General features: G+C 36.6%; 26 protein-coding genes. 17 read left to right on the top strand and 9 right to left on the bottom strand.

From position 1 onward, the window contains the following. Positions 1-16: 16 nt before the first annotated feature. The 4 genes from ACM66U_RS06840 to ACM66U_RS06825 all read right to left on the bottom strand — a co-directional run bounded on the left by ACM66U_RS06840 (position 17) and on the right by ACM66U_RS06825 (position 2,765). Entirely contained in the window at positions 17-463 is a 447-nt protein-coding gene (locus ACM66U_RS06840) for a hypothetical protein (protein WP_418640393.1), read from the bottom strand. Then, positions 447-929, bottom strand: coding sequence for a hypothetical protein (locus ACM66U_RS06835; RefSeq protein ID WP_346388834.1), 483 nt, complete (start codon positions 927-929; stop codon positions 447-449). Before ACM66U_RS06835 ends, ACM66U_RS06840 begins: the two co-directional genes overlap by 17 nt. Next, the gene (locus ACM66U_RS06830) at positions 930-1,451 is read right to left on the bottom strand and encodes an FMN-binding protein (RefSeq protein WP_151900178.1); all 522 of its coding nucleotides are present in this window, start codon (positions 1,449-1,451) and stop codon (positions 930-932) included. A gap of 108 nt (positions 1,452-1,559) precedes the next feature. Continuing rightward, positions 1,560-2,765 carry a porin gene (locus ACM66U_RS06825; protein ID WP_418640392.1) on the bottom strand — a complete coding sequence of 402 codons (1,206 nt, stop codon included), beginning with the start codon at positions 2,763-2,765 and terminating at the stop codon, positions 1,560-1,562. A gap of 158 nt (positions 2,766-2,923) precedes the next feature. Here ACM66U_RS06825 and ACM66U_RS06820 point away from each other — a divergent pair, with 158 nt between their 5' ends. The 5 genes from ACM66U_RS06820 to nspC are packed head-to-tail and all read left to right on the top strand — an operon-like array spanning position 2,924 to position 8,157. Next, on the top strand, positions 2,924-3,646 hold the full coding sequence (locus ACM66U_RS06820) for a ribonuclease E inhibitor RraB (protein ID WP_418640391.1): 723 nt from the start codon (positions 2,924-2,926) through the stop codon (positions 3,644-3,646). After that, the gene (locus ACM66U_RS06815) at positions 3,639-5,468 is read left to right on the top strand and encodes an MFS transporter (RefSeq protein WP_418640390.1); all 1,830 of its coding nucleotides are present in this window, start codon (positions 3,639-3,641) and stop codon (positions 5,466-5,468) included. Before ACM66U_RS06820 ends, ACM66U_RS06815 begins: the two co-directional genes overlap by 8 nt. Beyond that, entirely contained in the window at positions 5,455-5,820 is a 366-nt protein-coding gene (locus ACM66U_RS06810) for a diacylglycerol kinase (RefSeq protein ID WP_418640389.1), read from the top strand. Before ACM66U_RS06815 ends, ACM66U_RS06810 begins: the two co-directional genes overlap by 14 nt. Before the next feature lie 11 nt (positions 5,821-5,831). Further along, entirely contained in the window at positions 5,832-7,013 is a 1,182-nt protein-coding gene (locus ACM66U_RS06805) for a saccharopine dehydrogenase family protein (RefSeq protein WP_418640388.1), read from the top strand. Positions 7,014-7,017: 4 nt separating this feature from the next. Continuing rightward, complete coding sequence (nspC, locus tag ACM66U_RS06800) at positions 7,018-8,157, top strand: carboxynorspermidine decarboxylase (protein ID WP_418640387.1); 1,140 nt, start codon at positions 7,018-7,020, stop codon at positions 8,155-8,157. A 4-nt stretch (positions 8,158-8,161) separates the two neighbouring features. Here nspC and ACM66U_RS06795 read toward each other — a convergent pair whose 3' ends face one another. Next, positions 8,162-9,118: a hypothetical protein gene (locus ACM66U_RS06795; RefSeq protein WP_418640386.1), complete on the bottom strand. Its 957-nt coding sequence runs from the start codon at positions 9,116-9,118 to the stop codon at positions 8,162-8,164. Between the two features lie 130 nt (positions 9,119-9,248). On the opposite strand from ACM66U_RS06795, the gene ACM66U_RS06790 reads away from it, so the two are divergent. Both ACM66U_RS06790 and ACM66U_RS06785 read left to right on the top strand, forming a co-directional pair. Then, positions 9,249-9,803 carry a class I SAM-dependent methyltransferase gene (locus ACM66U_RS06790; RefSeq protein ID WP_418640385.1) on the top strand — a complete coding sequence of 185 codons (555 nt, stop codon included), beginning with the start codon at positions 9,249-9,251 and terminating at the stop codon, positions 9,801-9,803. Positions 9,804-9,837: 34 nt separating this feature from the next. Continuing rightward, positions 9,838-10,440 (top strand): 3-methyladenine DNA glycosylase, encoded by a 603-nt coding sequence (locus ACM66U_RS06785; RefSeq protein WP_346388827.1) that lies wholly within the window; start codon positions 9,838-9,840, stop codon positions 10,438-10,440. Here ACM66U_RS06785 and recO read toward each other — a convergent pair. Then, positions 10,435-11,052, bottom strand: coding sequence for a recombination protein RecO (recO, locus tag ACM66U_RS06780; protein WP_418640384.1), 618 nt, complete (start codon positions 11,050-11,052; stop codon positions 10,435-10,437). The two genes, ACM66U_RS06785 and recO, sit on opposite strands and share 6 nt — an antisense overlap. Before the next feature lie 178 nt (positions 11,053-11,230). Between recO and gltB the strand changes: the two genes are divergently transcribed. From gltB to ACM66U_RS06735, 9 genes are all read left to right on the top strand, one after another. Next, positions 11,231-15,670: a glutamate synthase large subunit gene (gene gltB / locus ACM66U_RS06775; RefSeq protein ID WP_151901508.1), complete on the top strand. Its 4,440-nt coding sequence runs from the start codon at positions 11,231-11,233 to the stop codon at positions 15,668-15,670. Position 15,671: 1 nt separating this feature from the next. Continuing rightward, on the top strand, positions 15,672-17,057 hold the full coding sequence (locus ACM66U_RS06770) for a glutamate synthase subunit beta (protein ID WP_151900191.1): 1,386 nt from the start codon (positions 15,672-15,674) through the stop codon (positions 17,055-17,057). 130 nt (positions 17,058-17,187) lie between these two features. Further along, on the top strand, positions 17,188-18,033 hold the full coding sequence (accD, locus tag ACM66U_RS06765) for an acetyl-CoA carboxylase, carboxyltransferase subunit beta (RefSeq protein ID WP_151900192.1): 846 nt from the start codon (positions 17,188-17,190) through the stop codon (positions 18,031-18,033). 1 nt (position 18,034) lies between these two features. Beyond that, a complete protein-coding gene (locus ACM66U_RS06760) occupies positions 18,035-18,598 on the top strand; it encodes a thiamine phosphate synthase (RefSeq protein ID WP_151900193.1) in 564 nt (187 codons plus the stop codon). Continuing rightward, positions 18,595-19,053 carry a 23S rRNA (pseudouridine(1915)-N(3))-methyltransferase RlmH gene (locus tag ACM66U_RS06755; RefSeq protein WP_151900194.1) on the top strand — a complete coding sequence of 153 codons (459 nt, stop codon included), beginning with the start codon at positions 18,595-18,597 and terminating at the stop codon, positions 19,051-19,053. Before ACM66U_RS06760 ends, ACM66U_RS06755 begins: the two co-directional genes overlap by 4 nt. Before the next feature lie 13 nt (positions 19,054-19,066). Further along, the gene (dksA, locus tag ACM66U_RS06750; protein ID WP_151900195.1) at positions 19,067-19,417 is read left to right on the top strand and encodes an RNA polymerase-binding protein DksA; all 351 of its coding nucleotides are present in this window, start codon (positions 19,067-19,069) and stop codon (positions 19,415-19,417) included. Positions 19,418-19,428: 11 nt separating this feature from the next. Continuing rightward, positions 19,429-20,448 carry a hypothetical protein gene (locus ACM66U_RS06745; RefSeq protein WP_151900196.1) on the top strand — a complete coding sequence of 340 codons (1,020 nt, stop codon included), beginning with the start codon at positions 19,429-19,431 and terminating at the stop codon, positions 20,446-20,448. 2 nt (positions 20,449-20,450) lie between these two features. Beyond that, positions 20,451-21,407, top strand: coding sequence for a tRNA dihydrouridine synthase DusB (gene dusB / locus ACM66U_RS06740; protein ID WP_151900197.1), 957 nt, complete (start codon positions 20,451-20,453; stop codon positions 21,405-21,407). Further along, positions 21,407-22,561, top strand: a complete 1,155-nt coding sequence (locus ACM66U_RS06735; RefSeq protein ID WP_151900198.1) for a hypothetical protein — start codon at positions 21,407-21,409, stop codon at positions 22,559-22,561. Before dusB ends, ACM66U_RS06735 begins: the two co-directional genes overlap by 1 nt. 4 nt (positions 22,562-22,565) lie before the next feature. Here the strand turns inward: ACM66U_RS06735 and ACM66U_RS06730 are convergent, their stop codons facing one another. Genes ACM66U_RS06730 through ACM66U_RS06720 form a run of 3 tightly spaced genes read right to left on the bottom strand, consistent with a single transcriptional unit; the run spans position 22,566 to position 24,197 of the window. Next, positions 22,566-23,468 carry a hypothetical protein gene (locus tag ACM66U_RS06730; protein ID WP_418640383.1) on the bottom strand — a complete coding sequence of 301 codons (903 nt, stop codon included), beginning with the start codon at positions 23,466-23,468 and terminating at the stop codon, positions 22,566-22,568. Then, positions 23,465-23,779, bottom strand: a complete 315-nt coding sequence (fliN, locus tag ACM66U_RS06725; protein ID WP_151900200.1) for a flagellar motor switch protein FliN — start codon at positions 23,777-23,779, stop codon at positions 23,465-23,467. Before fliN ends, ACM66U_RS06730 begins: the two co-directional genes overlap by 4 nt. Continuing rightward, a complete protein-coding gene (locus ACM66U_RS06720; protein ID WP_346388824.1) occupies positions 23,772-24,197 on the bottom strand; it encodes a chemotaxis protein CheX in 426 nt (141 codons plus the stop codon). The genes fliN and ACM66U_RS06720 overlap by 8 nt, the downstream gene beginning before the upstream one ends. 105 nt (positions 24,198-24,302) lie before the next feature. Between ACM66U_RS06720 and ACM66U_RS06715 the strand changes: the two genes are divergently transcribed. After that, positions 24,303-25,034, top strand: a complete 732-nt coding sequence (locus tag ACM66U_RS06715; RefSeq protein ID WP_418640382.1) for a sulfite exporter TauE/SafE family protein — start codon at positions 24,303-24,305, stop codon at positions 25,032-25,034.

Raw genomic sequence — 25,034 nt, 5'->3', positions numbered from 1 at the left:
CAAATATTGTAGCCAATTAATCATATAAAATACTTTTAAAGAGTATAAACAAAGTATACAATATGACAATTTCAAAGAAAAAAAATGAAAATATTTTTAAAAATGCAAGCGATTCAAAACCGTTTATAAGAGCAAATGGTGTAAAAATTTCTAAAAATGAGAGTATAAACAGAGCAGATGTAAGCAGTCGCAGTTCTTTTGTTCTTTTTTTGTGTGTAAAGAGCAAAAAGTGCACGGTAACCATTACGAAAAGTCCAAAGGCAAAAATATGCGGCAAGATGATTTTCAGTATGCCGCCTGGTGTTTTAGGTGCTATGAAAAGTGCTTCATTTCCAAGATAGTATGTTAACACACCTTCAGTCGTGAAGCCGATCTTGGATGCAAAAAGAATACTGCTGCTTATAAGAAGGAGTATTGAAAAGAGAATAAAGTAAAATATAGCAAGGTTATAGGCTTTTTGCAAAATTAAGGCTCCATAATGAATAAATAACCATGTAAAATGCACACAAATGCCATAAATAATATGTTACAAGATAAATATACACAAAAAAAGGATGTATATAATATGAAAGCGTAAGGGCAATGAGCATAATCAGCGCACTTGTCATCACACTGTTAAGGCAAAAAAGTTTCAGAGTGTCATTTGCGGTTAAGCGGATAAATATAGCACTGAGTGTGAGAAGTATCATCATCATGAAAAATATTTTGGTATGAATATATTCCAAAAACGAGGCTTCGGAGATGGGTTCGAGGAAATTTTCTTCATTTCCAAAAAGTGTGAATTTTACCTGTTCATAAAAAAGACCAAAGTTGCTGGAATCTACAAAAACTTCAGCAGCAAAATACAAAAGCATGAAAACGAGCAAGCCGTTGAGCATAGGTTTGATCGATGAATCTTTCTTTAAGTCTTTTATAAGAGTAAAACGCAATTATTTATCCTTATAGAGCATATTGTATATGGCAAATGCTATACGCGAACCATCAGTAAGACTCTTTGCGCTCATTGTTGCACCTGAGATATTTGTTATTTCACGATTGAGTTTTAACAACTTATCAGTTTTTTTGTTTTTAAACTGTTGCGTCCATCTTTTTGGCGGAAGATATTCCAGTGTTTCATTAAAGGCAATGACTTCTATCCCCTGTAAAACAGAGTCTTTGAAAAAATAGAGTGTTACTGCATTTTTGGAACGAACTTTTCTGTTAACAAGTATGCCGTATCCTAATATTTTTCCGTTTTTTTCGGCTATATATACTCTGTAGATTTTTGTAGTCAGTTTTACACCTGCATTTTTTTGTACTGTTTTAAATTTCTCATGGGTCAGAATAATATTCTTCTTGGTAATTGTTGCATTAAGATCAAAATTTTCTTTCATTGCATCAATAGGAGATACAAGGAGTTGGGCTGATAGCTGTTGTGTCAATAGCAGTATAAATAGTGAAATATATTTCATAGCTTAATTCTTTAAATATTTTATTTTTAAAATTCTAGCAAAATAATTGGGGTTTTGCAGTAAAATTGCTGCAAAACCTTATAAAGGAGAAAATATGTCCGAATGTTTTTAAAAAACAAAACCTAAAGATATGCCGGTAATGTTCCCTGTCGCCGCATTGTCTGAGACAACATACTCAGCTTTAAGGACTACCTGCTCATGTGGGAAAAAGTTAATCCCAAGTGTCACATCTGTTATGGCATCACCTGCAGTTCCGCCGTTGCTTACTTCTGATTGCGGGTTGTATCGTTCATATTGCACAAAAAGAGGTGTTTTTTTGTCTGTACCTATTAAAGAGGCAATATTGTAACTTGCATTTAAGAAACCGCCGTAATTTGCTGTAACCTGTTGACTTGCATTTGTATCAAGTCTTTTGTTTTGTGCATAGGTACCGTAAATTCTTGCTGCGCCTATTTTGTAGTCAAGATGAACATCTACCATAAGCAAATCTTTTGAAAAGTATGATGAAGCACCGATAAGCAAACCGCTTTTTCCGGTGTAGTCAACTCTTATCTGTCCTGCTGCATCCGGATTTTTCACTAAACGCCCGCTGCCGCGGCCGTTTCTTACCCACTTGTCCCCGGTATCCGTTATCTGCAGTGCTGTGACTATAGAGGCTTTATACTCTATGCCATCTGCAATTTCACCGTAAACCATTGCCCCTGAAGTATTCCATGTAGTCGGAATAATATACTTTGCTGTATTTGGACGCTGTATCGTTGTAAAGAGTGTCGGTTCGTGCTGTTCATTCATTAAACCCATCGGGAGCAAGAAGTTACCAAGACGTGCATTGAAGTTTTTGTTCCCGATGAAGTCAAGGTACATAAATTCAACAGCTACAGTATCACCGGTCGCACCTGTACTGGTAGCTTTTACTCCGCCGCCTTCATACTCAATTTCCGAGTTTAAAATGATATTGTCAGCAAACTTATATCCAAAATATGTTATAAATCTTTTTATCTGTGTTTCAGAACCAGCCTTTTGTGTACTTGAATAATACATTTCACCGTATCCGCCGATACTTAACGGTGATTTTGAGTAATAAACTTTAGAAGCAGCACTACCTAGACCGGTATAACGCTTTTTCTCATCAACTTTGGTATAATTAAAGCCGGTTTTTAAATCACTTGTTTCATCAACAAGAATCTGTGTCATTTCTTTGAGATCTTTCACTTCCTGTTGAAGCTTGAGAATATCTGTTTTGTCATCCCCGAAAGAGGCACTGCTTACTAATAACATACTCGCTAAGGCGAGTGAGATTTTTGACTTTTTCATTTTTTATCCTTTTTGTTGATTGTGATATTTACTATCAAAATCTTTTTGATGCGGAAATTATATACTTTTTCTTTTTAAATATTCTTAATTTTAATAATTATTATTGATATTAAAGAATAATCTTTGATATAATAAAGAAAAAAAGAGATTGAGAGTATATGAGAGAAATATTTATAAGAAACGAAGACGGAAAAAAAGTATTTATAGAAGTTGATTTGCATGCCTATGGCTACAGTAACAAGTATGGATGGCTGTTGAGTGTGTTTATAAAGTTTGATGCTTTGGATGAGAGTGCGGAAGGCTTTGAAGAGTACCTGGATGTCAAAGAATCTTTGATTATAGCATTGGAACATGATGACAAAGCAAAATATGTCGGTTCGAGGGTTGTAGATGGCTGGAGTGAACTTTATTTTTATGCGCTTGACTCCAAAGGTTCAGATGCAATTGTGGCAAATATACTCAAAGATGCAAACTATATATATGAAAGCAGTGTAGTTCGTGATACAAAATGGGACTTTCATTATAAAAACCTTGCTCCAAATGAACTCGAACTGTGTCATATAGAGAGTGAAAAAATTATTTTTCTGCTTGAAGAAGAGGGGGATGATCCGGAAATTCCGAGAGCTGTAGAGCATTATGTCTCTTTTTATACACCTACACAAAAGAATAAATTTTTAAACTCTTTATCTCTTGAAGGTTTCAGTTTCAAAGATGAGATAAGCAGTGAAGAGTTTGAAAACGGTGTAGCTTTACTCAAAATACATGCTGTGACAAGAGAGGAAGTAAAAAAAGTTGTCAATGAACTTTTTGAAGCAATAAAAAAAGAGCAGGGCTATTATGAAGGATGGAGCACACTTTTAGCACAAGAAGAAAATGTTTAAAATAGCAGGTGTTATCAATTATCTTGCAGTGGTTTTTCTGAATGCTTTTACAGATCTCGGGCATAAAATCATTATACAAAACACGATATTTAAGGTTTATGACGGAAGTACACAAATTGTCTTGACGGCAATCGTTAATGCCTTGGTTTTACTTCCTTTTATTTTGATTTTTTCTCCTTCGGGTTTCTTGGCAGACAGATTTGCCAAAAACAAAATTATGGAGTATGCTGCTCTTTTTGCGGTGATTATTACCCTTGGTATTACCTATGCCTATTATCATGGGTATTTTGTTTTTGCTTTTATTTTAACCTTTTTGCTTGCCATGCAGAGTGCAATTTACGGCCCGGCGAAATACGGATATATAAAAGAGTTGGTTGGTGTGAAATTTCTCAGCAGTGCCAACAGTGCTGTTCAGGCAATCACAACCGTTGCAATTCTTGGCGGTATTATTTTTTATACGGTTTTGTTTGAGGGAATGTACAGGGATACTTTGGTAACAGAGTCCCAAATTTTGCAAACTGTTGCGCCTCTGGGCTGGCTTTTGGTGATCGGTTCGATAATTGAGTGGTTTTTAGCCTCAAAACTGCCAAATAAAATGATAGAAGCGAGCAAACGGGATTTTCGCTTAAAAAAGTATGTGAGCGGTGTCTATTTGTTCAGAAACATTAAAACAGTCAGAAGAAACAGAGAAATCTTTGATGCTATTATCGCACTCAGTCTTTTCTGGTCAATATCACAGGTTGTTTTGGCTGTATTTGGCGAATATGCAAAAGATGAGCTACATGTAACCAACACTATTTATGTGCAAGGTGTGATGGCACTTGCAGGGATAGGCATTGTTGTCGGATCAGTTATGGTTGCAAAACTCTCAAGATTTTATATCAATGTCGGTTTGGCGGGGATAGGGGCAACCATTATAACGCTTATTGTTTTGAGTGTGCCGTTTTTGCACTCTATGACATTTATTGCAATTATGTTTACACTCTTTGGTATTTTTGCAGCATTTATTTTGGTACCGTTAAATGCAAGAATTCAGTATCTGGCTTCACGTGTACATCTTGGAATTATTTTGGCAGCAAATAATTTTATACAAAACATATTTATGTTTACTTTTTTATTGTTGACAACGATATTCGCATATTTCGGGATGAACGCTGAACTGCTTTTTTATTTTATGGGGATGATAGGCATTTATCTGATACGTAATTTATATAAAAGATATGTAGTAGAGATGTTTTTTTCACTTATGGGTCTTATTGCGGCATTGCGGCATAAATATATTTACATAGGATTAGAAAATATCCCGGAGGACAAAGCTGTTTTATTACTGGGAAATCATGTCAGCTGGCTTGACTGGATTTTATTGCAGTTGCCTATAGTAAGACGAATAAATTATATGATGGACAAAGATATTTATAACTGGAAATTTTTTCACGCTGTTTTTAAAAAGGGGGAAGCAATCCCTCTTTCGCCAAGAGCATTCAAAGATGCAATGAAAGAGGCACATAAAAGATTAAAAAAAGGCAGCATTGTCGCTTTGTTTCCGGAAGGCGAAATATCACAGGACGGAAATATACATGAGTTTAAGAGAGGGTATGAGCTGATTCCAAAAGATTATGAGGGTGTTATTGTTCCTTTTTATATAGATAAAGGTATATTTGGCAGTTCTTTTGCAAAATATAGGCCAAAAGGTGCCAAAAGGAATATTTTTAAGCGCAGAGTAGTTAAAATCTATTTTGGAAATCCTCTGCCGATTGATACAAAAGCAAAAGAGTTACGGGATATAATTTTACAAATGAGAGAAAAATATGAAGCTGAATAAACCAAAACATAATCTTTATAAAAATGGTATGTATGCAGTAGAGGGTTTTATAGATATAGTGAAAAATGAAACATCATTTAAGTGGCAGCTTTTTATGCTTGCGGTGATGGGTATTGTTGCCTGGAGTTTGCCGGTAGGTTTTGTACACTCAAGTATCCTTTTTATTTCACTGTTTATACCTGTGTTGGCAGAAGTCGCAAACAGTGCCATTGAAAGAGTTGTGGATTTGGTGACTAACGAGTATCATATTTTGGCAAAACAGGCAAAAGATGCCGGTGCGACTTTAGTTCTGTTAAGCTTATTGGTTACACTTATGATATGGATTTTTACATTAGCTGATGCTTTAGTATAGGGAGAATTATAATGAATACAACGTTAATAATAGGTGCGGGCGGCGTAAGCCGTGTCGTTGTGCATAAATGTGTACAGAATGCAGAGGTATTTGGAAAAATAGTACTTGCAAGCAGAACAAAATCAAAATGCGATGATATTAAATCAGAACTGCCAGATGCAGATATAGAAACCTATGCGCTTGATGCCGACAATACGCAGGAGATAGCAGATTTGATAAATAAAGTGCAGGCGGATATTGTTATCAATGTGGCACTTCCTTACCAGGACCTAACAATTATGGACGCCTGTATTGTAACAAAAACAGATTATTTGGACACTGCAAACTATGAACATCCCGATGAGGCAAAATTTGAGTATAAACTGCAATGGGAAAAAGACGAAGCCTTCAAAGAAGCAGGTATTATGGGTTTGCTTGGCAGCGGTTTTGACCCGGGTGTGACAAATGTTTTTTGTGCCTATGCGCAAAAACACTATTTTGACGAAATTCATACTATTGATATTCTTGATTGCAATGCAGGTGATCACGGCTATCCTTTTGCAACAAACTTCAATCCTGAGATCAATCTTCGTGAAGTTTCTGCAAACGGGCGATACTGGGAAAACGGCAAATGGATAGAAACAGAGCCGATGGAGATAAAAATGGTCTGGGATTATCCTGAAATCGGACCTAAAGATTCTTATCTGCTTTATCATGAAGAGATGGAATCCCTTGTCAAGCATATAAAAGGGCTTAAGCGTATTCGGTTTTTTATGACCTTTGGCGAGAGTTATCTTACGCATATGAAGTGTCTTGAAAATGTAGGCATGCTGGGAATTGAGCCGATTGAGCATCAGGGGCAACAAATTGTTCCGATAGAGTTTTTAAAAACACTGCTCCCTGATCCGGCTTCTCTTGGTCCCCGTACAAAAGGAAAAACAAATATCGGTATTGTGGCAGAGGGCATAAAAGACGGCAAAAAGAAAAAAATCTATATTTATCAGGTAAGTGATCATGAAGCATGCTATAAAGAGGTGAACTCTCAGGCTGTCTCTTATACGACGGGAGTTCCTGCGATGATAGGTGCAAAGTTGATGCTTGAAAAAGTCTGGTACAAAACAGGGGTGCATAATATGGAAGAGTTTGATCCTGATCCGTTTATGGAAGAGCTCAATAAACAGGGATTGCCTTGGAAGATTCAAGAACTAGACTAAACAAATGAATCCAATTAAAACACCGTGTTATATATGCGAGGAAACCCTTTTAGAAAAGAATCTGCAAACTTTAGCGTATGTGCAAGAACAAAGCGGTGCCAAAATTATTTTGGCACTCAAGGGCTTTGCAATGTGGAGCACTTTTGAACTGGTGGCAAAATATTTAAAAGGCTGTACAGCCAGTGGTCTGTATGAGGCAAAACTTGCCCGTGAAGAATTTTGCAAATACAACCCGGATGCAGAAGTGCATACTTATTCTCCGGCATATAAAGATGATGAGATTGAAGAAATAGCCAAAATATCTGATCATATAGTCTTTAATTCTCCAAATCAATTGGAAAAATATATTTGGAAAGTCAAAGAAATCAATGAAAATATTCATGTTTCTTTGAGAATAAACCCTGAAGTCTCTTCTTCTCCGGTCGATATATACAACCCCTGCGGTTTGTACAGCAGACTGGGAACAACTCTGCAGAATTTTGATGAAAAACTGCTTGAAAAGATAGACGGACTCAATTTTCATGCGCTTTGTGAGCAAAATGCAGATGCGCTTGAACAGGTTTTAGCGGCTTTTGAAGATAAATTCGGAAGATATTTGAAAAATTTGCAATATATTAATTTTGGCGGAGGACATCACATAACCAAAAAAGGCTATGATATAGAGAAACTTGTTTGGATAATCAAAGAATTTCGTAAAAAATATAATATTGATGTCTATTTGGAACCCGGAGAGGCCGTCGGTTGGGAAACAGGATATCTGCAGTCCACTGTTTTGGATGTTTTTCAAAACGGTATGAATATTGCCATTCTTGACACCTCTGCAGAAGCACATATGCCTGATACACTGGCAATGCCGTATCGTGCCCAAGTAAGAAATGCAGGCATGGCAAATGAAAAAAAATATACCTACCGTTTAGGCGGAAACACCTGTCTTGCAGGTGACATCATGGGGGATTACTCTTTTGATTCTCCTTTACATGTAGGAGATACTGTTATATTTGAAGATCAAATTCATTATACTTTTGTCAAAAATACCACCTTTAATGGTGTGAAACTTCCTTCTTTGGCGATAAAGCGCAAAAACGGAACAATTGAACTTGTAAAAGAGTTTGGATATGAAGATTACAAAAACAGACTTTCATGAACTTTTAGTCAAAATCGCCAAAATAAAGATTTATTAAAAATGCAATTGCATAATTTGCTTTGTAACTGTTTTCCTTGTGAAAGTTTACAGAGGGACTGATCTGATAAAAAAACCATTTTTTCCATATGTTTTTTCTAAAAGTCAAAACTGTAGCATAATTATTTATACCGCTGTATTTTTTAGAAGACTGTTCTGTTATATATTCTGTATTGCCGGAAAATATTTCAGATATACTTAGGATGTTTTTTTTGTTAAAGTTCCAATAGTATTGTGCCGAGATATCATAGTCCATTCCCTTTACCTTTGTTTTTGTTTCTCTGTGTAAGGTGAGCCTTAACAGTGATCTGTCTGTAAGTGTATTGTCGAAATAGATGAAAGTTCTTTCTGTAAAACTCTCTTTACTCGAATACTCAAAAATCTGCATAGGTTCGATTTTCCAGTTTTTTGCAATAAAAACTTTATAATATCGTGCTCTGACAAACGGATAAAAGCCTCTGATTCCAATGGAATACCTGCTTTGGATCTCGTAACTGTCTGATCTGAAATAGTTGAGACCAAGTTCTGTGGCAGCATTTTTGTCTATTATGTTTTTGTTTTCATTGATGCCTGAGATAAAAAGATTAAGCTTCTGATTTGTTCTTTTGAGGGCAATGTTGGCATTTATGTTCAGGGTACTTTTTTCTTTGTATTTTGACTGAAATTGTGTATTTAGATTTACACTGACAAATGATTTTTCTGTTTCATTGAAATATTTTTCATTTTTAAAAAAATCATCATAGCTATTTTGTGCTTTTTTTCCTGTAAACAGTTTGCTGATCGTCTGATCAAGGGTGTCTGAATAGCCTGTGACTTTGTCAGAAATTATTTTATGCGCAGTATCAAGATACGATGAATTTGTATCTATGGATTCGGCACGGAGCACACAAAGTAAGAAAACAAATAAAAATAAAAAAAATTTCATACTAAAGCTTCCTGAAAATAATGTATGTTTGTTTTATCGGTTCAAGGTGTATACAAAAAAATTTCAATATAATAGCATATAAAGTTTATGCTGAGTAACTCCGAAACTCTTAAGATAAGAAAGGTTGAGAATGATAGAAGATAAAGAACGTTGGAATATTCGCCATGTAGAGAAGCCGATGCGAAAAAATGTAGAACCGATAGTTGAAAAGTATATAGATTGTGCAGCAGGAGACAGAGCCTTGGATATTGCCTGCGGAATTGGCAGAAATACGCACTTTTTAGCAGAAAAAGGTTTTGAAGTTGATGCTGTGGATTTTAGTGATTATGCACTTTCTCAGATAAAAGATGATGAGAAAGTAAATAAAATAGAAGCTGACCTGGACAGTTATAATTTAGAGAAAAATACGTACGATCTCATTATCAATATTAACTATTTGAGCAGAAGGTTGTTGCCGCAGATCAAAGAAGCTCTCAAGCCGAACGGCCTGTTGATTTTTGAAACTTTTATTGTGGCACACGGCGATTTTAATCAGCCGGCAAACCCTGAATACCTTTTGCGTACAAATGAATTGCTGCATGCTTTTATCGGGCTTGATATTATCTACTATGAAGAAAAAGACGAAGTGAATCTGCGAGGCGAAGATACCCGTGTAGCCTCTCTTGTGGCAAGAAAGAGATGTTAGATTTTTAGAAGTACCCATTTAGATAAAGGTTTACATGTACACAAATTCTCTGCAGATATATGATTTTTTAGAAGCAAAAAACCTGTTGCAGTATTCGCCGAAATTGTGGTGGCCCAATGCGGGAACCTTTGAAGTTGTTGCAGGTGCTGTATTGACGCAAAACACAACATGGAAAAATGTTGAAAAGTCTTTAAAGAATTTAGACATGTTTTTGGATTTGAACAGTTTTGCCGCTTTGGATGCAGACGTCTTAAAAGAGAAGATTCGTCCAAGCGGATTCTATAACCAAAAAGCACCAAGGCTTTTGCAGCTTGCAAAAAACATTCAAAATGAATTTGGTGATTTTGCATCTTTTCAAAAAGAGGTAAGCAGAGAGTGGCTTTTACTGCAAAAAGGCATCGGACAGGAGAGTGCGGACGCTATTCTCTGTTATGCCTGTTTTAGAGATGAGATGGTTGTAGACAGTTATACAAAAAGGCTGTTAAAGAGTTTTGACATAGAGTTTAAAAATTATATGCAGTATAAAGAATTTTTGGAATCAGGCATAAAAGAGGCCTTTACATGTAAAGATTTAAACCTTATATATGCCCGATATCATGGCATGATAGTAGAATACAACAAAATATGTAAATTATAAACCTTCAAGCAGAACATTCCAGAGCCGATTTACTTCCTGGTTGTCTAAAAAAAGAGAAGATTTGTTTTTAAAGAGTTCTTTTAGTCCTTTTTTGTTGATTGCGAGCGTATGCGAACACTGTTCATGCGTTGGAAGATATGCACGCAAGAGCGAGACATCCCCATCAATTTTTTTGGAACATAAAAAGCAGTGCATATCTTTATGCAGCCGTCCTTCATGCTCCAAAAGTTTGGTATAGGCTTCAATAGCTACGCGTTTGGGGTTTTGTCTGTTCCAGTTTTGTGAAGCTTCCTCAATTAAATCAAAATAAAAAGAACCAATATCTTCAGAGTCTTTCAAGTGCTTATAGAAAAGCCCTAAAAAATCCTGCCATAATCGCAAAAGATTATAATCATTTATCCAGCTGTATCCAATGTGTATAACATCTTTAAGTCTTGATATAGTGGATTTTGCCGAGTTTTCGACTTCATAATCAATTTTAAAACCTATATTTATCACACCATGGCGTGCACCGTAGAATCTGTAAAGGGTATCTAAGCTGTTTTGAGATAAAATATTTACTATTAAATCTTCGTCTTTGACGCGATTTAAATTAATGATAAAACCTTGCACCTAATTGCTTCCTATATACACACTTTTTAATTTTTTTTAAAATATTTTACACTTATTATGCTTATTTAAACCAAAAGAAAGTATAATTTACATGCTTTGTCTAAATAGACTAAGTTTCTTTAAAAAGAGATTAAATTTATATGTTTTGCATATAAAATTTACAAATTTGGGAGTTGAAATGGTTGAACATCATGATTTATTAAGATCATTTAAGGATAATTGCGGTTTTGGTCTTGTCGCCAACATCAAAAACAAACCTTCACACAAAGTGCTCAATGATGCAGTGACTGCGCTTGAACGCATGATGCACCGTGGTGCTGTTGCTGCAGATGGAAAAACGGGGGACGGAAGCGGTTTACTGCTTTCCATGCCGACTGATTTTCTTAAAAATGAAGCAAAAGAAAAAGGTATAGAATTACCGTCTCAGTTTGCAGTAGCTGTAGTTTTTACCAAAGAAAAAAAGCATTTGCAGACACTGGAATCTATTTGTAACAACAATGATTTAAAAGTGGTTTTACACCGTGATGTTCCAATTGACACCAATGCTCTAGGAGACCAGGCACTGGCTTCACTGCCTCACATCGTACAGCTTTTCATTGTTCCTAATTCAATCATGGCCACAAACAGATTTGATGCACTTTTATATCTTTCACGCAAAGAAGCAGAACATGAAATGATTTCTGAAAGAGATTTCTATATAGCATCTATGAGTTCGAAAGTGCTATCGTATAAAGGGCTTGTTATGCCTACGCATATCAAAGAATTTTACAAAGATCTGCAGAATGAAAATTTTAAAATCTCTTTTTCACTTTTTCATCAAAGATTTTCAACAAATACACTCCCTGAATGGCGTCTTGCACAGCCGTTTCGTGCTGTAGCGCATAATGGAGAAATCAACTCTGTTGAAGCCAACCGCATTAATGTGGCTATAAAATCTGAATCAATAAAAAGCGAAGTATTCAGCGACGAAGAAATTAAAAGACTGCTTCCTATCCTGCAGCCCGGTGCTTCTGACAGTGCTTCAGCCGATAACTTTTTTGAATTTTTAATTGTAAACGGTATGGACTTTTTCAAAGCTGTCCGTGCAGTGATTCCTCCGGCATGGCAGAACGCACCGCATATGGATCCTGAATTACGAGCTTTTTATGAATATCATTCAACTGTATTTGAAGCATGGGACGGTCCGGCTGCATTTTCAGTAACAGACGGACGATATATAGGCTGTGTACTTGACAGAAACGGTTTGCGTCCATCAAAATACATCGTAACAAAAGATGACAACCTTCTGATAGCTTCCGAGTACGGTGTTGTAGATATTCCCGAAGAAGAGATCAAAGAGCGTGGACGTCTGCAGTCAGGGGAAATGATAGGACTTGATCTGAAATTTGGCAAGCTTCTGAAGAGTCAGGAAATTGATGATTATTTAAAAGGTTCCAATCCGTATATGAAGTGGCTGAATGAACATATGATTTATTTGCAGGAACATGTGGAAGAGCAGTATGTTGTATGCAGAGAAGTTGATGAGGCAGATTTGATTGCCAAACAAAGATATTTTAATGTTACGCAGGAAGTTATTGAACAGGTAATCGAACCAATGGTAAAAGAGGCAAAAGAAGCCGTGGGTTCTATGGGTGATGACACACCTCTTGCAGCTTTTTCTAAAAAACAGCGTAATTTTACTGATTTTTTCAAGCAAAAATTTGCACAGGTTACCAATCCGCCAATTGATCCTATTCGTGAAAAAGTTGTAATGAGCTTAAATACCGGTTTTGGTGAAGTGCATAATATTCTGGATGAAATTCCGTCACATGCGCACAGGCTGAAGTCTATTTCTCCGATAATAACGACTGAAAAGTTGGAAGTGCTCAAGTCTTTTGGCAATGATTCCTCTCCAAGATATCAGGAATTTTATAAAAATGCCACATTTTCAACCACCTATATAAGCGATTTGAAAGCCTCTTTGGAAGCATTGGTTCAAAAAGTCATAGCATCGGTTAAAAATGAAGGAACACGCATTGTCATTTTGGATGACAGCGGATTTGACAAGGACAACAAAGTTATTCCGATGGCAATGGCCATAGGCCGTTTGAACTTCGCTTTACTGAACGAAAAGATTCGTCATTTGGTTTCTATTATCGCTACAACGGGAGAAGTCATTGATTCGCACAGTGCTGCAGTACTCCTTGGATATGGTGCTTCGGCAATCCATCCTTATGTATTGTTCGCAACAGTGGCAAACCAGCTTGAAAAATCAAAAGCGTTAAATATGACATTTTCTGAAGCCTATAAATCTGTACACACTGCACTCAACAGCGGACTCTTGAAAATTATGTCCAAAATGGGAATTGCAACAATTGCCTCTTACAGAAATTCCGGTCTTTTTGATGTAATGGGACTGGATAAAACCATAGTAAAAGAGTGCTTTGCAACATCGCATTGTACGCTCAGCGGACTTACCTATGAAGATATAGACGAAAGACTGCAAAAAGCCCATAAAGATGCTTTTAAAACAAACGGTTTTAACAAAATATTTCCTTTGAATATCGGTGGCTACTATAAGTTTTATACAAATCAGGAACATCATGATTTCGGTCCTGCTGTCATTCATGCAATTCATGCTGTTTCCAAACACCCTACACAGGAAAACTTTGATACACTGAAAAATCTTGTAAACAAGCGCGGATTAAAATTTATTCGTGATTTCTTTGACTTGAAATCAGACAGAAAACCGATTGATATATCAGAAGTTGAACCGAAAGAAGCGATTTTCAAACGTTTTGCATCCGCTGCTATGAGTCTCGGTTCCATTTCTCCTGAAGCCCATGAAACAATTGCCATTGCAATGAACAGAATCGGAGCACAGTCAAATTCAGGAGAAGGCGGAGAGGACAAAGCAAGATACAACACAGAGAGAGTTTCCAAAATCAAACAGGTCGCTTCAGGCCGTTTTGGTGTTACTCCGGCGTATCTGAGAAGTGCAGAGGAGATTCAGATTAAAGTTGCACAGGGTGCAAAACCGGGTGAAGGCGGACAGCTCCCGGGACATAAGGTTACTGCTCTTATCGGAAAGCTTCGTCATACTGTTCCCGGCGTGACACTCATATCACCGCCGCCGCACCATGATATTTATTCTATTGAAGATTTGGCACAGTTGATTTTTGATTTGAAGCAGGTCAATCCTGCGGCAAGAATCGCTGTCAAGCTTGTATCTACTGTCGGAGTAGGCACCATTGCTGCGGGTGTGGCAAAAGCCTATGCTGATAAAATTATTATTTCAGGAGGAGACGGTGGTACCGGTGCCGCTCCGCTGACCTCTATCAAATTTGCAGGGAATCCTTGGGAACTCGGATTGTCTGAAGCACATAATGCGCTTAAGGCAAATAATCTGCGTGGACTTGTAGAATTACAGACAGACGGTGGACTAAAAACAGGACTTGATGTTGTTAAAGCTGCTTTACTGGGTGCTGAGTCTTTTGCTTTCGGTACAGGTGTTTTGACTATTGTAGGCTGTAAGATGCTTCGTATCTGTCATGTTAATAAATGTTCTGTAGGTATTGCAACACAAAACGAAAAACTTCGTGAAGAGTTCTTTAAAGGACATGTTGATCAGGTAATCAATTATTTTACATATTTGGCCGAAGATATCAGAGCCATTATGGCAGAACTTGGGTACAGAACCATGGAGGAAATGATAGGCCGTGTGGACCTGCTGAGTGTCAAAGACGATGAATTTGCCAAGAAATTTGATTTCTCGGCAATCCTGCACAGAGAAGAGGGTGTCAATACGCATCAACAGCCGTTTAATCCGCCTTTTGATGATAACAAATTTGAAAAAGATGTTCTCAAAGAGGCGATGAATGCGATTAAACATCCTGAATACCCGATACGCATCAAAAGAGAAATCCAAAATATCCACAGAAGTTTTGGTGCTTTGATATCCGGAGAAATTGCGAAATACTACGGGGATGAAGGACTGAAGCCGGATACAATCAAAATGAATCTCAGCGGTGTAGCCGGACAGGCACTCGGTGCGTTTTTAATTCCGGGTGTTTCGATTTATCTTGACGGCGTTGCAAATGATTATATAGGCAAAGGTATGCACGGAGGAAAAATCATTATTACTTCCAAAAATGAGGGTGAAGAATTTTCAGCAGGCGGTAACACCTGTCTTTATGGTGCTACCGGCGGAAAACTTTATATTTCAGGCAGTGTCGGAGAGCGTTTTGCAGTACGTAATTCCGGAGCCTTTGCTATTGTTGAGGGGACCGGAGACAATGCCTGTGAATATATGACAGGCGGTGTTGTTGTCATTCTGGGACGTACCGGTATTAATTTTGGTGCAGGAATGACAGGAGGCGTGAGCTTTGTCTATGATGAAGATCATGATTTTATTGAAAATGTAAACAGTGAACTTGTGGAAGCTGTAAGAATTGATACAGATGAGGGAGATGAAGCACGACATTACCTCAAACGCCTGCTCAAAGATTATGTAGTAGAAACAAAGAGCAAAAAAGCTGAAGATTTACTGGAAAACTTTAGAGTGGAAGTACGAAACTTCTGGCTGGTAAAACCTAAAAATTTAACAAAATTACCTCTTAATCTAGAGAACGGAGACTAAAATGCGCGAATACCTAAAAACTGAGAGAATTGACCCGGCAAAAAGACTGGTTGTTGACAGAACAAAAGATTTTGGTGAAATTTACGAAGTCTTTGATAAAGATGAGGCAGCAACACAGAGTGACAGATGTATTCAGTGCGGCGATCCGTTTTGTTTAAACAAATGTCCTTTGCACAATTATATTCCTCAATGGCTCAAATCTATTGCCGAAAAAGATTTGGAATTTGCTTTTAAACTCTCCAATGAACCTTCTCCTTTCCCTGAAGTCATGGGAAGAGTATGCCCGCATGACAGACTTTGTGAAGGGGATTGTACATTAAATGACGGGCACGGGGCGATTACTATCGGTTCTGTTGAAACACACATTACTGAAGCAGGATTTAAAGCAGGATATACACCGGATTTTCCTGGAATAACAACAGATAAAAAAGTGGCTGTTATAGGAAGCGGTCCAGCAGGACTCTCTGCTGCTACCTATCTTTTGCGTTCAGGCATTGCTGTAACCATGTATGAAAAAAGTGACCGTGCAGGCGGTCTTTTGACATACGGTATTCCAAATTTCAAACTCGATAAAAAAGTAGTTGAGAGACGTGTGAAACTTTTGGAAGAGGCCGGATTGACACTTGTGCTCAACAGTGAAGTGGGACGCGATATAGAGTTTGAAACTATTGCAAACGAACATGATGCAATGTTTATAGGCGTTGGTGCAACAAAAGCAAAAAGTGCGGGTATCGCAGGTGAAAATGCACCAAATGTCTACAAGGCAATGGATTATCTTACAAACATACAAAGAAAGAATTTTAAACAGCCGTATGATAAAAAATTTGATTTTAAAGATTTAAATGTTGTGGTCATCGGTGGAGGTGATACGGCGATGGATTGTTTAAGAACTGCAAAACGAGAAGGTGCAAAATCTGTTACATGTTTGTATCGCAGAGATGAAAAAAACATGCCGGGCAGTAAAAAAGAGTATAAAAATGCGATGGAAGAGGGTGTTGATTTTACATTTCTTGTAGCACCCAAAGAGATAATATTAAATGAGGAAGGACGTGCAGTGGCGGTAGAAGTTGTAAAAACAACTCTGGGTGCCAAAGATGCTTCAGGCCGTCAACGCATGGAAGAGGTAAAAGGTTCACAATTCAGAGTGAATGCAGATGTGGTTATAATGTCACTTGGATTTGATCCTGTTGTGCCGTCGTTTTTAGCTGAAAACGGCATAGAGACAAATTCATGGGGTGGGATTATTGTGAATGAAGAGACATACGAAACAACAACACCCGGTATATATGCCGGAGGCGATTGTTTTCGTGGTGCCGATTTAGTTGTAACTGCGGCTTTTGACGGTCGTGAGGCAGCAAGAAGCATTATAGACTCTTTGTTGCAATAAATTCAAGCAGATTTACTTGTTTTTGATGAGTAAATCTGCCTTTCTTCTGAAAAAAATATTTTCAAAAATTCTTTAAAATCAACATTAATTTGCTATAATAGAGTCTATTTATATAATTTAAGGATTTTTTTTGAATTTACTAAACCTTTTTACAAAAACATTTGACAATAAACAACCGGAAAAAGCCGAAGCAGGGTCTCATTGGATTAAATGCAAATCATGTCACTCTCTTATGTACTACAAAGAAGTTGAGAACCAAAACTATGTATGTCCAAAATGTGGGTATCATATCCGTATAGGTGTAAAAGAGAGACTCAACATGCTTGCAGATGAGGGAACATTTGTAGAGTATGATGCTTCATTGGAACCTGTGGATCCGTTGAAGTTTGTTGACAAAAAACCTTATAAAAAACGTCTTGAAGAAGCCTATGCAAAAACAGGAAGAAAATCATCAGTAGTAAGCGGTGAATGTAAAATGAACGGGGTTGATGTACAGCTTGTCATTTTTGATTTTGCTTTTATGGGCGGTTCTTTGGGCTCAGTTGAGGGTGAAAAAATTGTTCGCGCGGCTGAGAGAGCTATTGAGAAAAAGCAGGGTTTGATCATACTCAGTGCCTCAGGTGGTGCAAGAATGCAGGAATCAACCTTTTCACTGCTGCAGATGAGTAAAACTTCGGCGGCACTGGCAAAACTTTCCAATCACAAACTGCCTTTTATCTCTGTGCTTACGGACCCGACGATGGGTGGGGTGAGTGCCTCTTTTGCCAACCTTGGTGACATTATTATAGCTGAACCGGGAGCGTTGATCGGTTTTGCAGGACAGAGAGTTATTGAGCAGACTATTGGTTCAGAATTGCCTGAGGGATTTCAAAGAGCTGAATTTTTACTAGAACACGGTTCCATTGATATGATTGTCAATCGAAACAAGTTGAAAAAAACCCTCTCTGATATGCTGACTTTACTGAAAAAAGACTGATATGAGACTCTATGCGTTATGTGATCAGGACATGCTTGATAAAAAAGGAATTTCTTTAGAATCCTTTATAGGTATTGCAAAAAAGAAGAATGCTGAAATTATACAATATCGAAATAAAAATGCAGACATCGCTTTTATTAAAGCACAATTGATAAAAATCAGAAAACTTTATGACGGTTTTTTGATAGTGAATGATGCCTATGAGCTTGTTGAATTCTGCGATGGTGTGCATGTAGGGCAGGAAGATCTTAAAGCTATAGATACAGATGTATTCAAGGCAGTCAAAATTTTACGAAGTGTTATAAATGAAGACAAAATTTTAGGTATTTCAACGCATAATGAAGAAGAAGTTTTGCAGGCAAATGCAATGGATTTAAACTATATCGGACTTGGCGCATACAGAAATACTGATACAAAAAAAGATGTATCAAGCCTTCTTGGAGATACCCTGGATACCATTGCCTCAAAATCCAGACACCATGTCGCTGCTATAGGCGGTGTGAAACTTAATGATTCATTTGAACATGTAACATACAATGTAATCGGGAGCGGCTTACTCCAATGAATATAGAAATCGTCTCTATAGCAAAAAGAGAAAAAACACTTTACGATCCGCTGTATAAAGAGTTGACAAAAATGATATCAAGGTTTGCAACTGTAAAAGATACGGAGATTTTTTCAAAAGATGTAACAAAAGCACACACAATTTCCCCACAGGCCGCTCAAAAAGCATATACCAAAGCTTTAGAAGCTTATATTGGGAAAGATTTCTGTATAACTTTGCATCCAGATGGAAAACTAGTAGACAGTTTTGAATTTAGTAAGCTTCTAAATGATAAAATGTCCGTAAAATTTTTTATAGGCGGAGCATATGGTTTTGAAAAAGATTTTTTAGACCAAAGCAATGCTGTTGTCAGTTTAGGCAAAATAACAATGAGTCATAAAATTGCCAAGGCGGTTTTATTGGAACAGATCTATAGAGGTTTTGCTATACTGAGCAATCATCCATATCATAAATAAAAGGGAAATATAAGTGCAAGCAAGTGAGTTAAAATATTTTAAAGAGTTACTACTGAGTCGAAAAGAACAGATAGAGAAAAACATTCAGGGTGTCCGAACAGAACTAAGTGAACTGAGTTCGTTAGATTTAAATGATGAAGGCGATCATGCTTCGGCAAATAACAATTCTATGGTAGAAGGTGCTATAATAGAGCAGCAAAAGCAGGAATTGGATGAGATTGAAAAAATACTCTCTAAAATTAAAAACGGTGGTTATGGTGTTTGTGAAATGTGTGAAGATGAAATAGGATTTCAAAGACTGAAAGTAAAACCGCATGCTGCATACTGCATTGACTGTAGAGAAATAGTAGAGAAATCTAAATAAAGGATTGGAGAATGTATATTAAAAGGTACACAGTAGCTGCATTGGTTTGGATGGGACTTGTCGGTTGGTATGTTTACGCATATGTAACACAGGAAAGCATGAGTATAGATCTGTTTGGCATTCCTATGCCGTCACTCTCTATTGCTTTATGGGTAATCATACCGATATTTATCCTATACCTTGCAAGCGTGGCACATATGACATTCTATTCAATTATCGGTAATTTTCGATTACGTAAATATGAAAAAGATTATGAAAAACTTATTAATGCTGTTATTGATGCCTACCTGGGAAAAAAAGAGAGAAACTATACATTTAAAACCGATAGATATACTCTATTGGGAACGCTTTTGCAAAATAGTGAGATGCACCCGGTCGGAGAGATTATAGGAAAAATAAATAACGAAAAAATTGAAAAAGTACTGCGTATTATTCAAGATGTCAAAAACGGTGAAGTTGTGGATCTTAAACCGTACAATTTACCGTCTGACAATGAACTTGTGATACAAAACGAAAGAAACAGATACAAAAAAGGTCAGATAAGTGCAGAAAATATTCTGGCAAACTGTACCAAATATGATGACAGTATATGTAAAGAGGTTTATGTGGATTATGTCAAAACCGCACCATTGAGCGGTATTGAAAAATATAAATCCTTTTTAACAAAAGAGGCTTTACATGTAATCCTTTCAAGAATTAATGCTGATGAAAATATTTTGAAAATCAGCAATGAAGTACTTATAGATTTATTTAAAAAACTTGATCTCAGCAAGAAAGACTATATTGAAATTTCTTCGATTCTATCTAAAGGCGGTATGATTCCGGAACAGAGAATAAAACTTTTTGAAATATTGTCTGAAGAAGATGAAGATGCTGTGGATGCGTATCTTTATACGCTTTATGACCTTGAAATGATAGCACCGGCCAATGCTATTCTTGACAATTCTCAGCCTGATGAGTATCAGAACTTTAAGGCTTATCGTGCGCTTAAAGAGTGTGGACAAAACTTTAGTATAGATATGTTTCTGTAATAATGAAAAAAACAAAACTCTCCTTTGACAAGCCATTATATGTATTAGCCCCATTGGCGGGTTTTACTGATCTTCCTTTTAGAAGTGTGGTGAAAAAATTTGGAGCAGATTTGACTGTCAGTGAAATGTTGAGTTCAAATGCTCTGGCTCACGGTTCACAAAAAACACTGCATATGCTGGAAAAATCTTCTTTGGAAGATCCGTATTCTGTACAAATTGCAGGTGCTGATGTTGATATTGTACGTCGTGCGGTTGAAATACTAAACGAACAGGATGGAATTGACATTATTGATCTGAACTGTGGTTGTCCTGTACCCAAAGTTGTGGGTCACGGCAGTGGCAGTTCTCTTCTTTTGGACCTTCCTCTAATGGGAGATATAATAAAAACTATTAAAAATACTTCCAATAAAAATATGACCAGTGTTAAAATAAGATTGGGCTTTGAAAAGAAAAACCATGTAGATATTGCAAAAGTCGTACAGGACAGCGGTGCAGATTTTATTGCAGTGCATGGAAGAACACGAACCGGCAAGTTTAAAGCAGCTGTTGATTATGATGCAATAAGAGAGATAAAAGAGGCTGTAGATATCCCGGTGATTGCCAACGGAGATATAGACTCTTATGAAAAAGCCAAATGGGTGCTTGAACATACTGGTGCTGACGGGGTTATGATAGGTCGCGGTGCAGTAGGGGCTCCGTGGATATTTCATCAGCTTAAAACCGGTGCAGAATCTATCGAACAGAGTCTTAAACATGAAATTATTATGGAACATTTTGACAAAATGATAGAGTTTTACGGACAGCATGGTGTTGCAATGTTTAGAAAGCATACCCATACCTATTCGAAAGGCTATCGAGGTGCATCAGTTTTGAGAAATGAAGTAAACTCAATTGATGATATAGCAACATACCGTTCAGTCATAGATGACTTCTTTAAAAACAGTGAGATGACACTCTGATGTTAGAAATTTCTCCGGCAATTAAAAATTTAGAAAAAGAAGACATAGCGGATAATCTACTCCATTATGTTTATAATACAAAACATTTACTCTCTTTAATTAAAAAAGGCATTGAACTGGATGATCCTTCCTATTTGAGTTCCTACCGTTCCTTTGAAGGGGAAGTGTATGAAAATTTTATTTATGAGAAGCTTTTGCGTTACGCCCAGGAGAATGACTATATAACAAAATTTGTACTCAAGGGTTTTCATCAGGGAAAATGCAAAGCCTATGCAAATACTCTTTCCATCAGCGAGAAAGAACAAATAGTCTACAGAACAAAAAGTCGTGAAATCAGTGAATTTGATGCAATGTTTTTGACAAAAAACAATGAACTCTATTTTGTTGAAATGACACTGGTAAAGTCTGTATTGAAATTGCGTCGCAGACTGAGAAAGAAAAAAGCACTTTTGGAAATTATCTTTCCAAACTACACAATCAAATCATTAATTATCTTAAATGAAGGTGCCACAGGTGCCAAGCAGTTCCCGTCATACTGTAAAGTATGGTTTACAAAAGAGTTCTCGGCTGCAGAAGTTTTAGAATATATTACAAAACTCGACAAACAAAAACTTTTGCCAAAAGACAAAATAAATTCCAAGAAAATGATAGAAGCACACATGCTGAAACTTCATCCGTTCAGGTATTATAATACCATGAGCTGGATTACCAAAACAATACGTGCAAATAAAAAATATGTCATAGATATGAATTTCTTGATGACTGAAAAAGTACAAAGATATCATGATTTATACAATAAATTTTATGTCGGTTTTTTGACTGTAAAAGATATGAAAAACATACTGCAGTTAAAAGAGGGCGAATATTCGCAAGAACAACGGGTAGTTGTTGCATTGGAAAAGAAACATTCTGATGAGATTGTAGTGACATACTACATACAGACAACCCGTAAGAATCTTTATCTGTACAGTTTTAATGACGGGAAAGTTGTGAAAGAAAAAAAAGATCCTTACGGAATTACTGTAACAGAAGTGTTTCATATCAATAAATTGATGAATGAGAGCTATTTGTTAAGTATATCTCAAGTCAATACAATTAAAAAACTACTGAAAGAACGTTTTAAAAGAGAGAGTCAAAAACCAAATGTAAATTAGTTTTTTACTGCATTTCATAGGCTATGTTTGCAGCTCTTTCTTTGTATGCCTGAAGAGGTTCCTGCTTTTGTGATGTTTGCGATTTACCTAAAAATTTTTCTAAATCTTCATGTCTGCTTTGTAAAATCTCATCAAACTCCTTTTGGGATGCCGGCTTGTTATCTGTAAATTTGTCCAGAAGTATATTGCCGTTACCCATAAGAACCAGGTAGCTTTGATTGCCAAAGTCAAGCATAACAACACTGTTCTTCTCATCTATGGCTTTTTGAAACCGTATACTGACATTTTGTTCTGTCATATCAGTGTTGTCATTTTGTAAAGGGGATTTTTTTGTGTCTTTAAAGAGCCAGTTGTTATTTGATGTTTCCGTATTAGCAGGGAGAGGTTTCATTTTTTTCTTGATATATAAAAGTATAAGAATTCCAAGGATTAAAATCGCAACCACAATATAATAACTTGAAGACATTGCGTCATCCTTTTTTGTCGGCAATGCACTGAGTGAATTTACAGAAGAGGATGATGCTTTTTTAAAAGTTGATGATTTTACAGCTGTTTTGTTTGTAAAGCGCAATCTCAATCCGTAGCCGTCAGATGTTTTTGAAGCAATAAGTTTTGTTGATGGAGATATAGAAGCAACAATCAGGGTTTCACTGTTAAGAGGTGTGATAGTCAATGAGTGTAAATACTGGGAAGAGACTTTTTTTATTTTTGGTGATTCTATCGTGGCATCTTCAAGTTTTATGATGATTTTTGATTTACTGATACTCTGCTTTATCTGCCCGGTGTAAGGTGTATCAAAAGTAATCATGACATCGGCTCTGTCAGTTCTTTCATAAATATTATAGCTTAAAATTTTTGAAGCATACAGGGAAAACGGCAGAATAAAAAGTAATAAAATTTTAATCATAATCTCTCTTTTGACAGGTAGTAGAGTACAGCACTTGAATCCAGCACTTCATTGATACGAATAGCGAGGTTTTTTTCGTAAACCATCACTTCTCCTTTTCCTATAATACGTCCGTTGACATAAGACTCAACACTCTCTCCTGCCGGTTTTTTTAAATCGATAATAGATCCTTTTTCAAGCTTTAAAACTTCTGCAACACTCAACTCGGTCTCTCCCAGATCAGCAATAAATTCAACTTCCATGTCTAAAATACCGGAGTAGTCCATCCATGAAAGTTCTTCTTGCAGGTCAAATTTTTTTGTATCAGGCATCTAATTCCTTAATGGCAATAATGAGTTCGGCATTGTCTATATGAACGACTTTGCGCTCATCAAAGCTAAAGTCAAATTCTCCGACTTTTGCAAAATGAGGCGTTCCCATTGTATATGAGATTCCAAGTTCTTCAGCAATGACTTTGGCGCTTCCTATAATAAGATTGGCAGTTTCAAGTGTCATTTCTTTGAGTGTCTCTTCATCACTTTTTTCTTCTTCTAAAAACAGTTTTGAAACTTTCTGCATAAAATCATTGTCAGAAGCTATATAAACTCTGTAGCGCTTTTGGTCTTGAGTTTGTACATCTATGTAAGCAATAAGTGTTCTCTTGTTTGTCGGGGCATCTTTTATTTCGCATGAAGCGCCGATTTGATGTATGCAAAAGTTTTCTGCTGCTTCTTTTAAGCTCTCTAGCATTATCTACCTTTCTTATAATTCATAGATTATACTTGAATGAAACACAAAGTAAAATTAAACTATTATTTATATTGGGGTATAATTCCAAAAAAGTTATGGATAATAATGATTGAATTAATCTTGCTTGGTACTTTTGTCGGTTTGCTGTCCGGGCTTTTTGGAATAGGCGGTGGAACAATTCTGGTGCCACTGCTGCTATTGCTTGGATATGAAACAAAAATTGCCATAGGTATTTCGGTTATTCAGATGGTTTTCAGTTCTGTTTACGGCAGCTATCTGAATAATAAAAAAGGAACACTTGATGTCCTGATGGTTGTTATTATTGGACTTGGCGGTTTTACCGGTGCCCTTTTAAGCGGTAATATTACGGCAAGTTTCAGTGACCAGACATTGGAAATGGTCTTTTTGGCATTTGCTGCATTTGCACTTATTCGCCTTTTTATGAAAATACATGACTATAAACACGAAAAGAAAGTAAACAAGGCAGTGCTTTTTGTCACAGGTTTTGTCATAGGGGCAATAAGCATGTCCATAGGGGTAGGCGGGAGTCTGATTCTTGTCCCTATCCTTGTTGGGTTTTTACATGTACCTTTGAAAAAAGCTACATCAGCAGGACTGTTCTTTGTTGTTTTTTCATCTGTTTCGGGGTTGATATCGTATACACTGCACGGGCATGTTGATTATACAAGTGGAATCATTATAGGGTTGGCATCATTGGCAGGTGTGTATGCAGGCATACATTTAAAGCATCATATCTTAAATGTATCTCTGCAAAAAAAACTCTTAACTGTTCTTTATCTGATTATTGTAATATATTTGCTCTATAGAATTTTTTGA

The organism is Sulfurimonas sp. ST-27, from assembly GCF_048081595.1.
Taxonomy (GTDB): domain Bacteria; phylum Campylobacterota; class Campylobacteria; order Campylobacterales; family Sulfurimonadaceae; genus Sulfurimonas; species Sulfurimonas hydrogeniphila.
The sequence above is the reverse complement of the archived record's forward strand: the minus strand, read 5'-3'. Positions and strand labels throughout refer to the sequence as shown.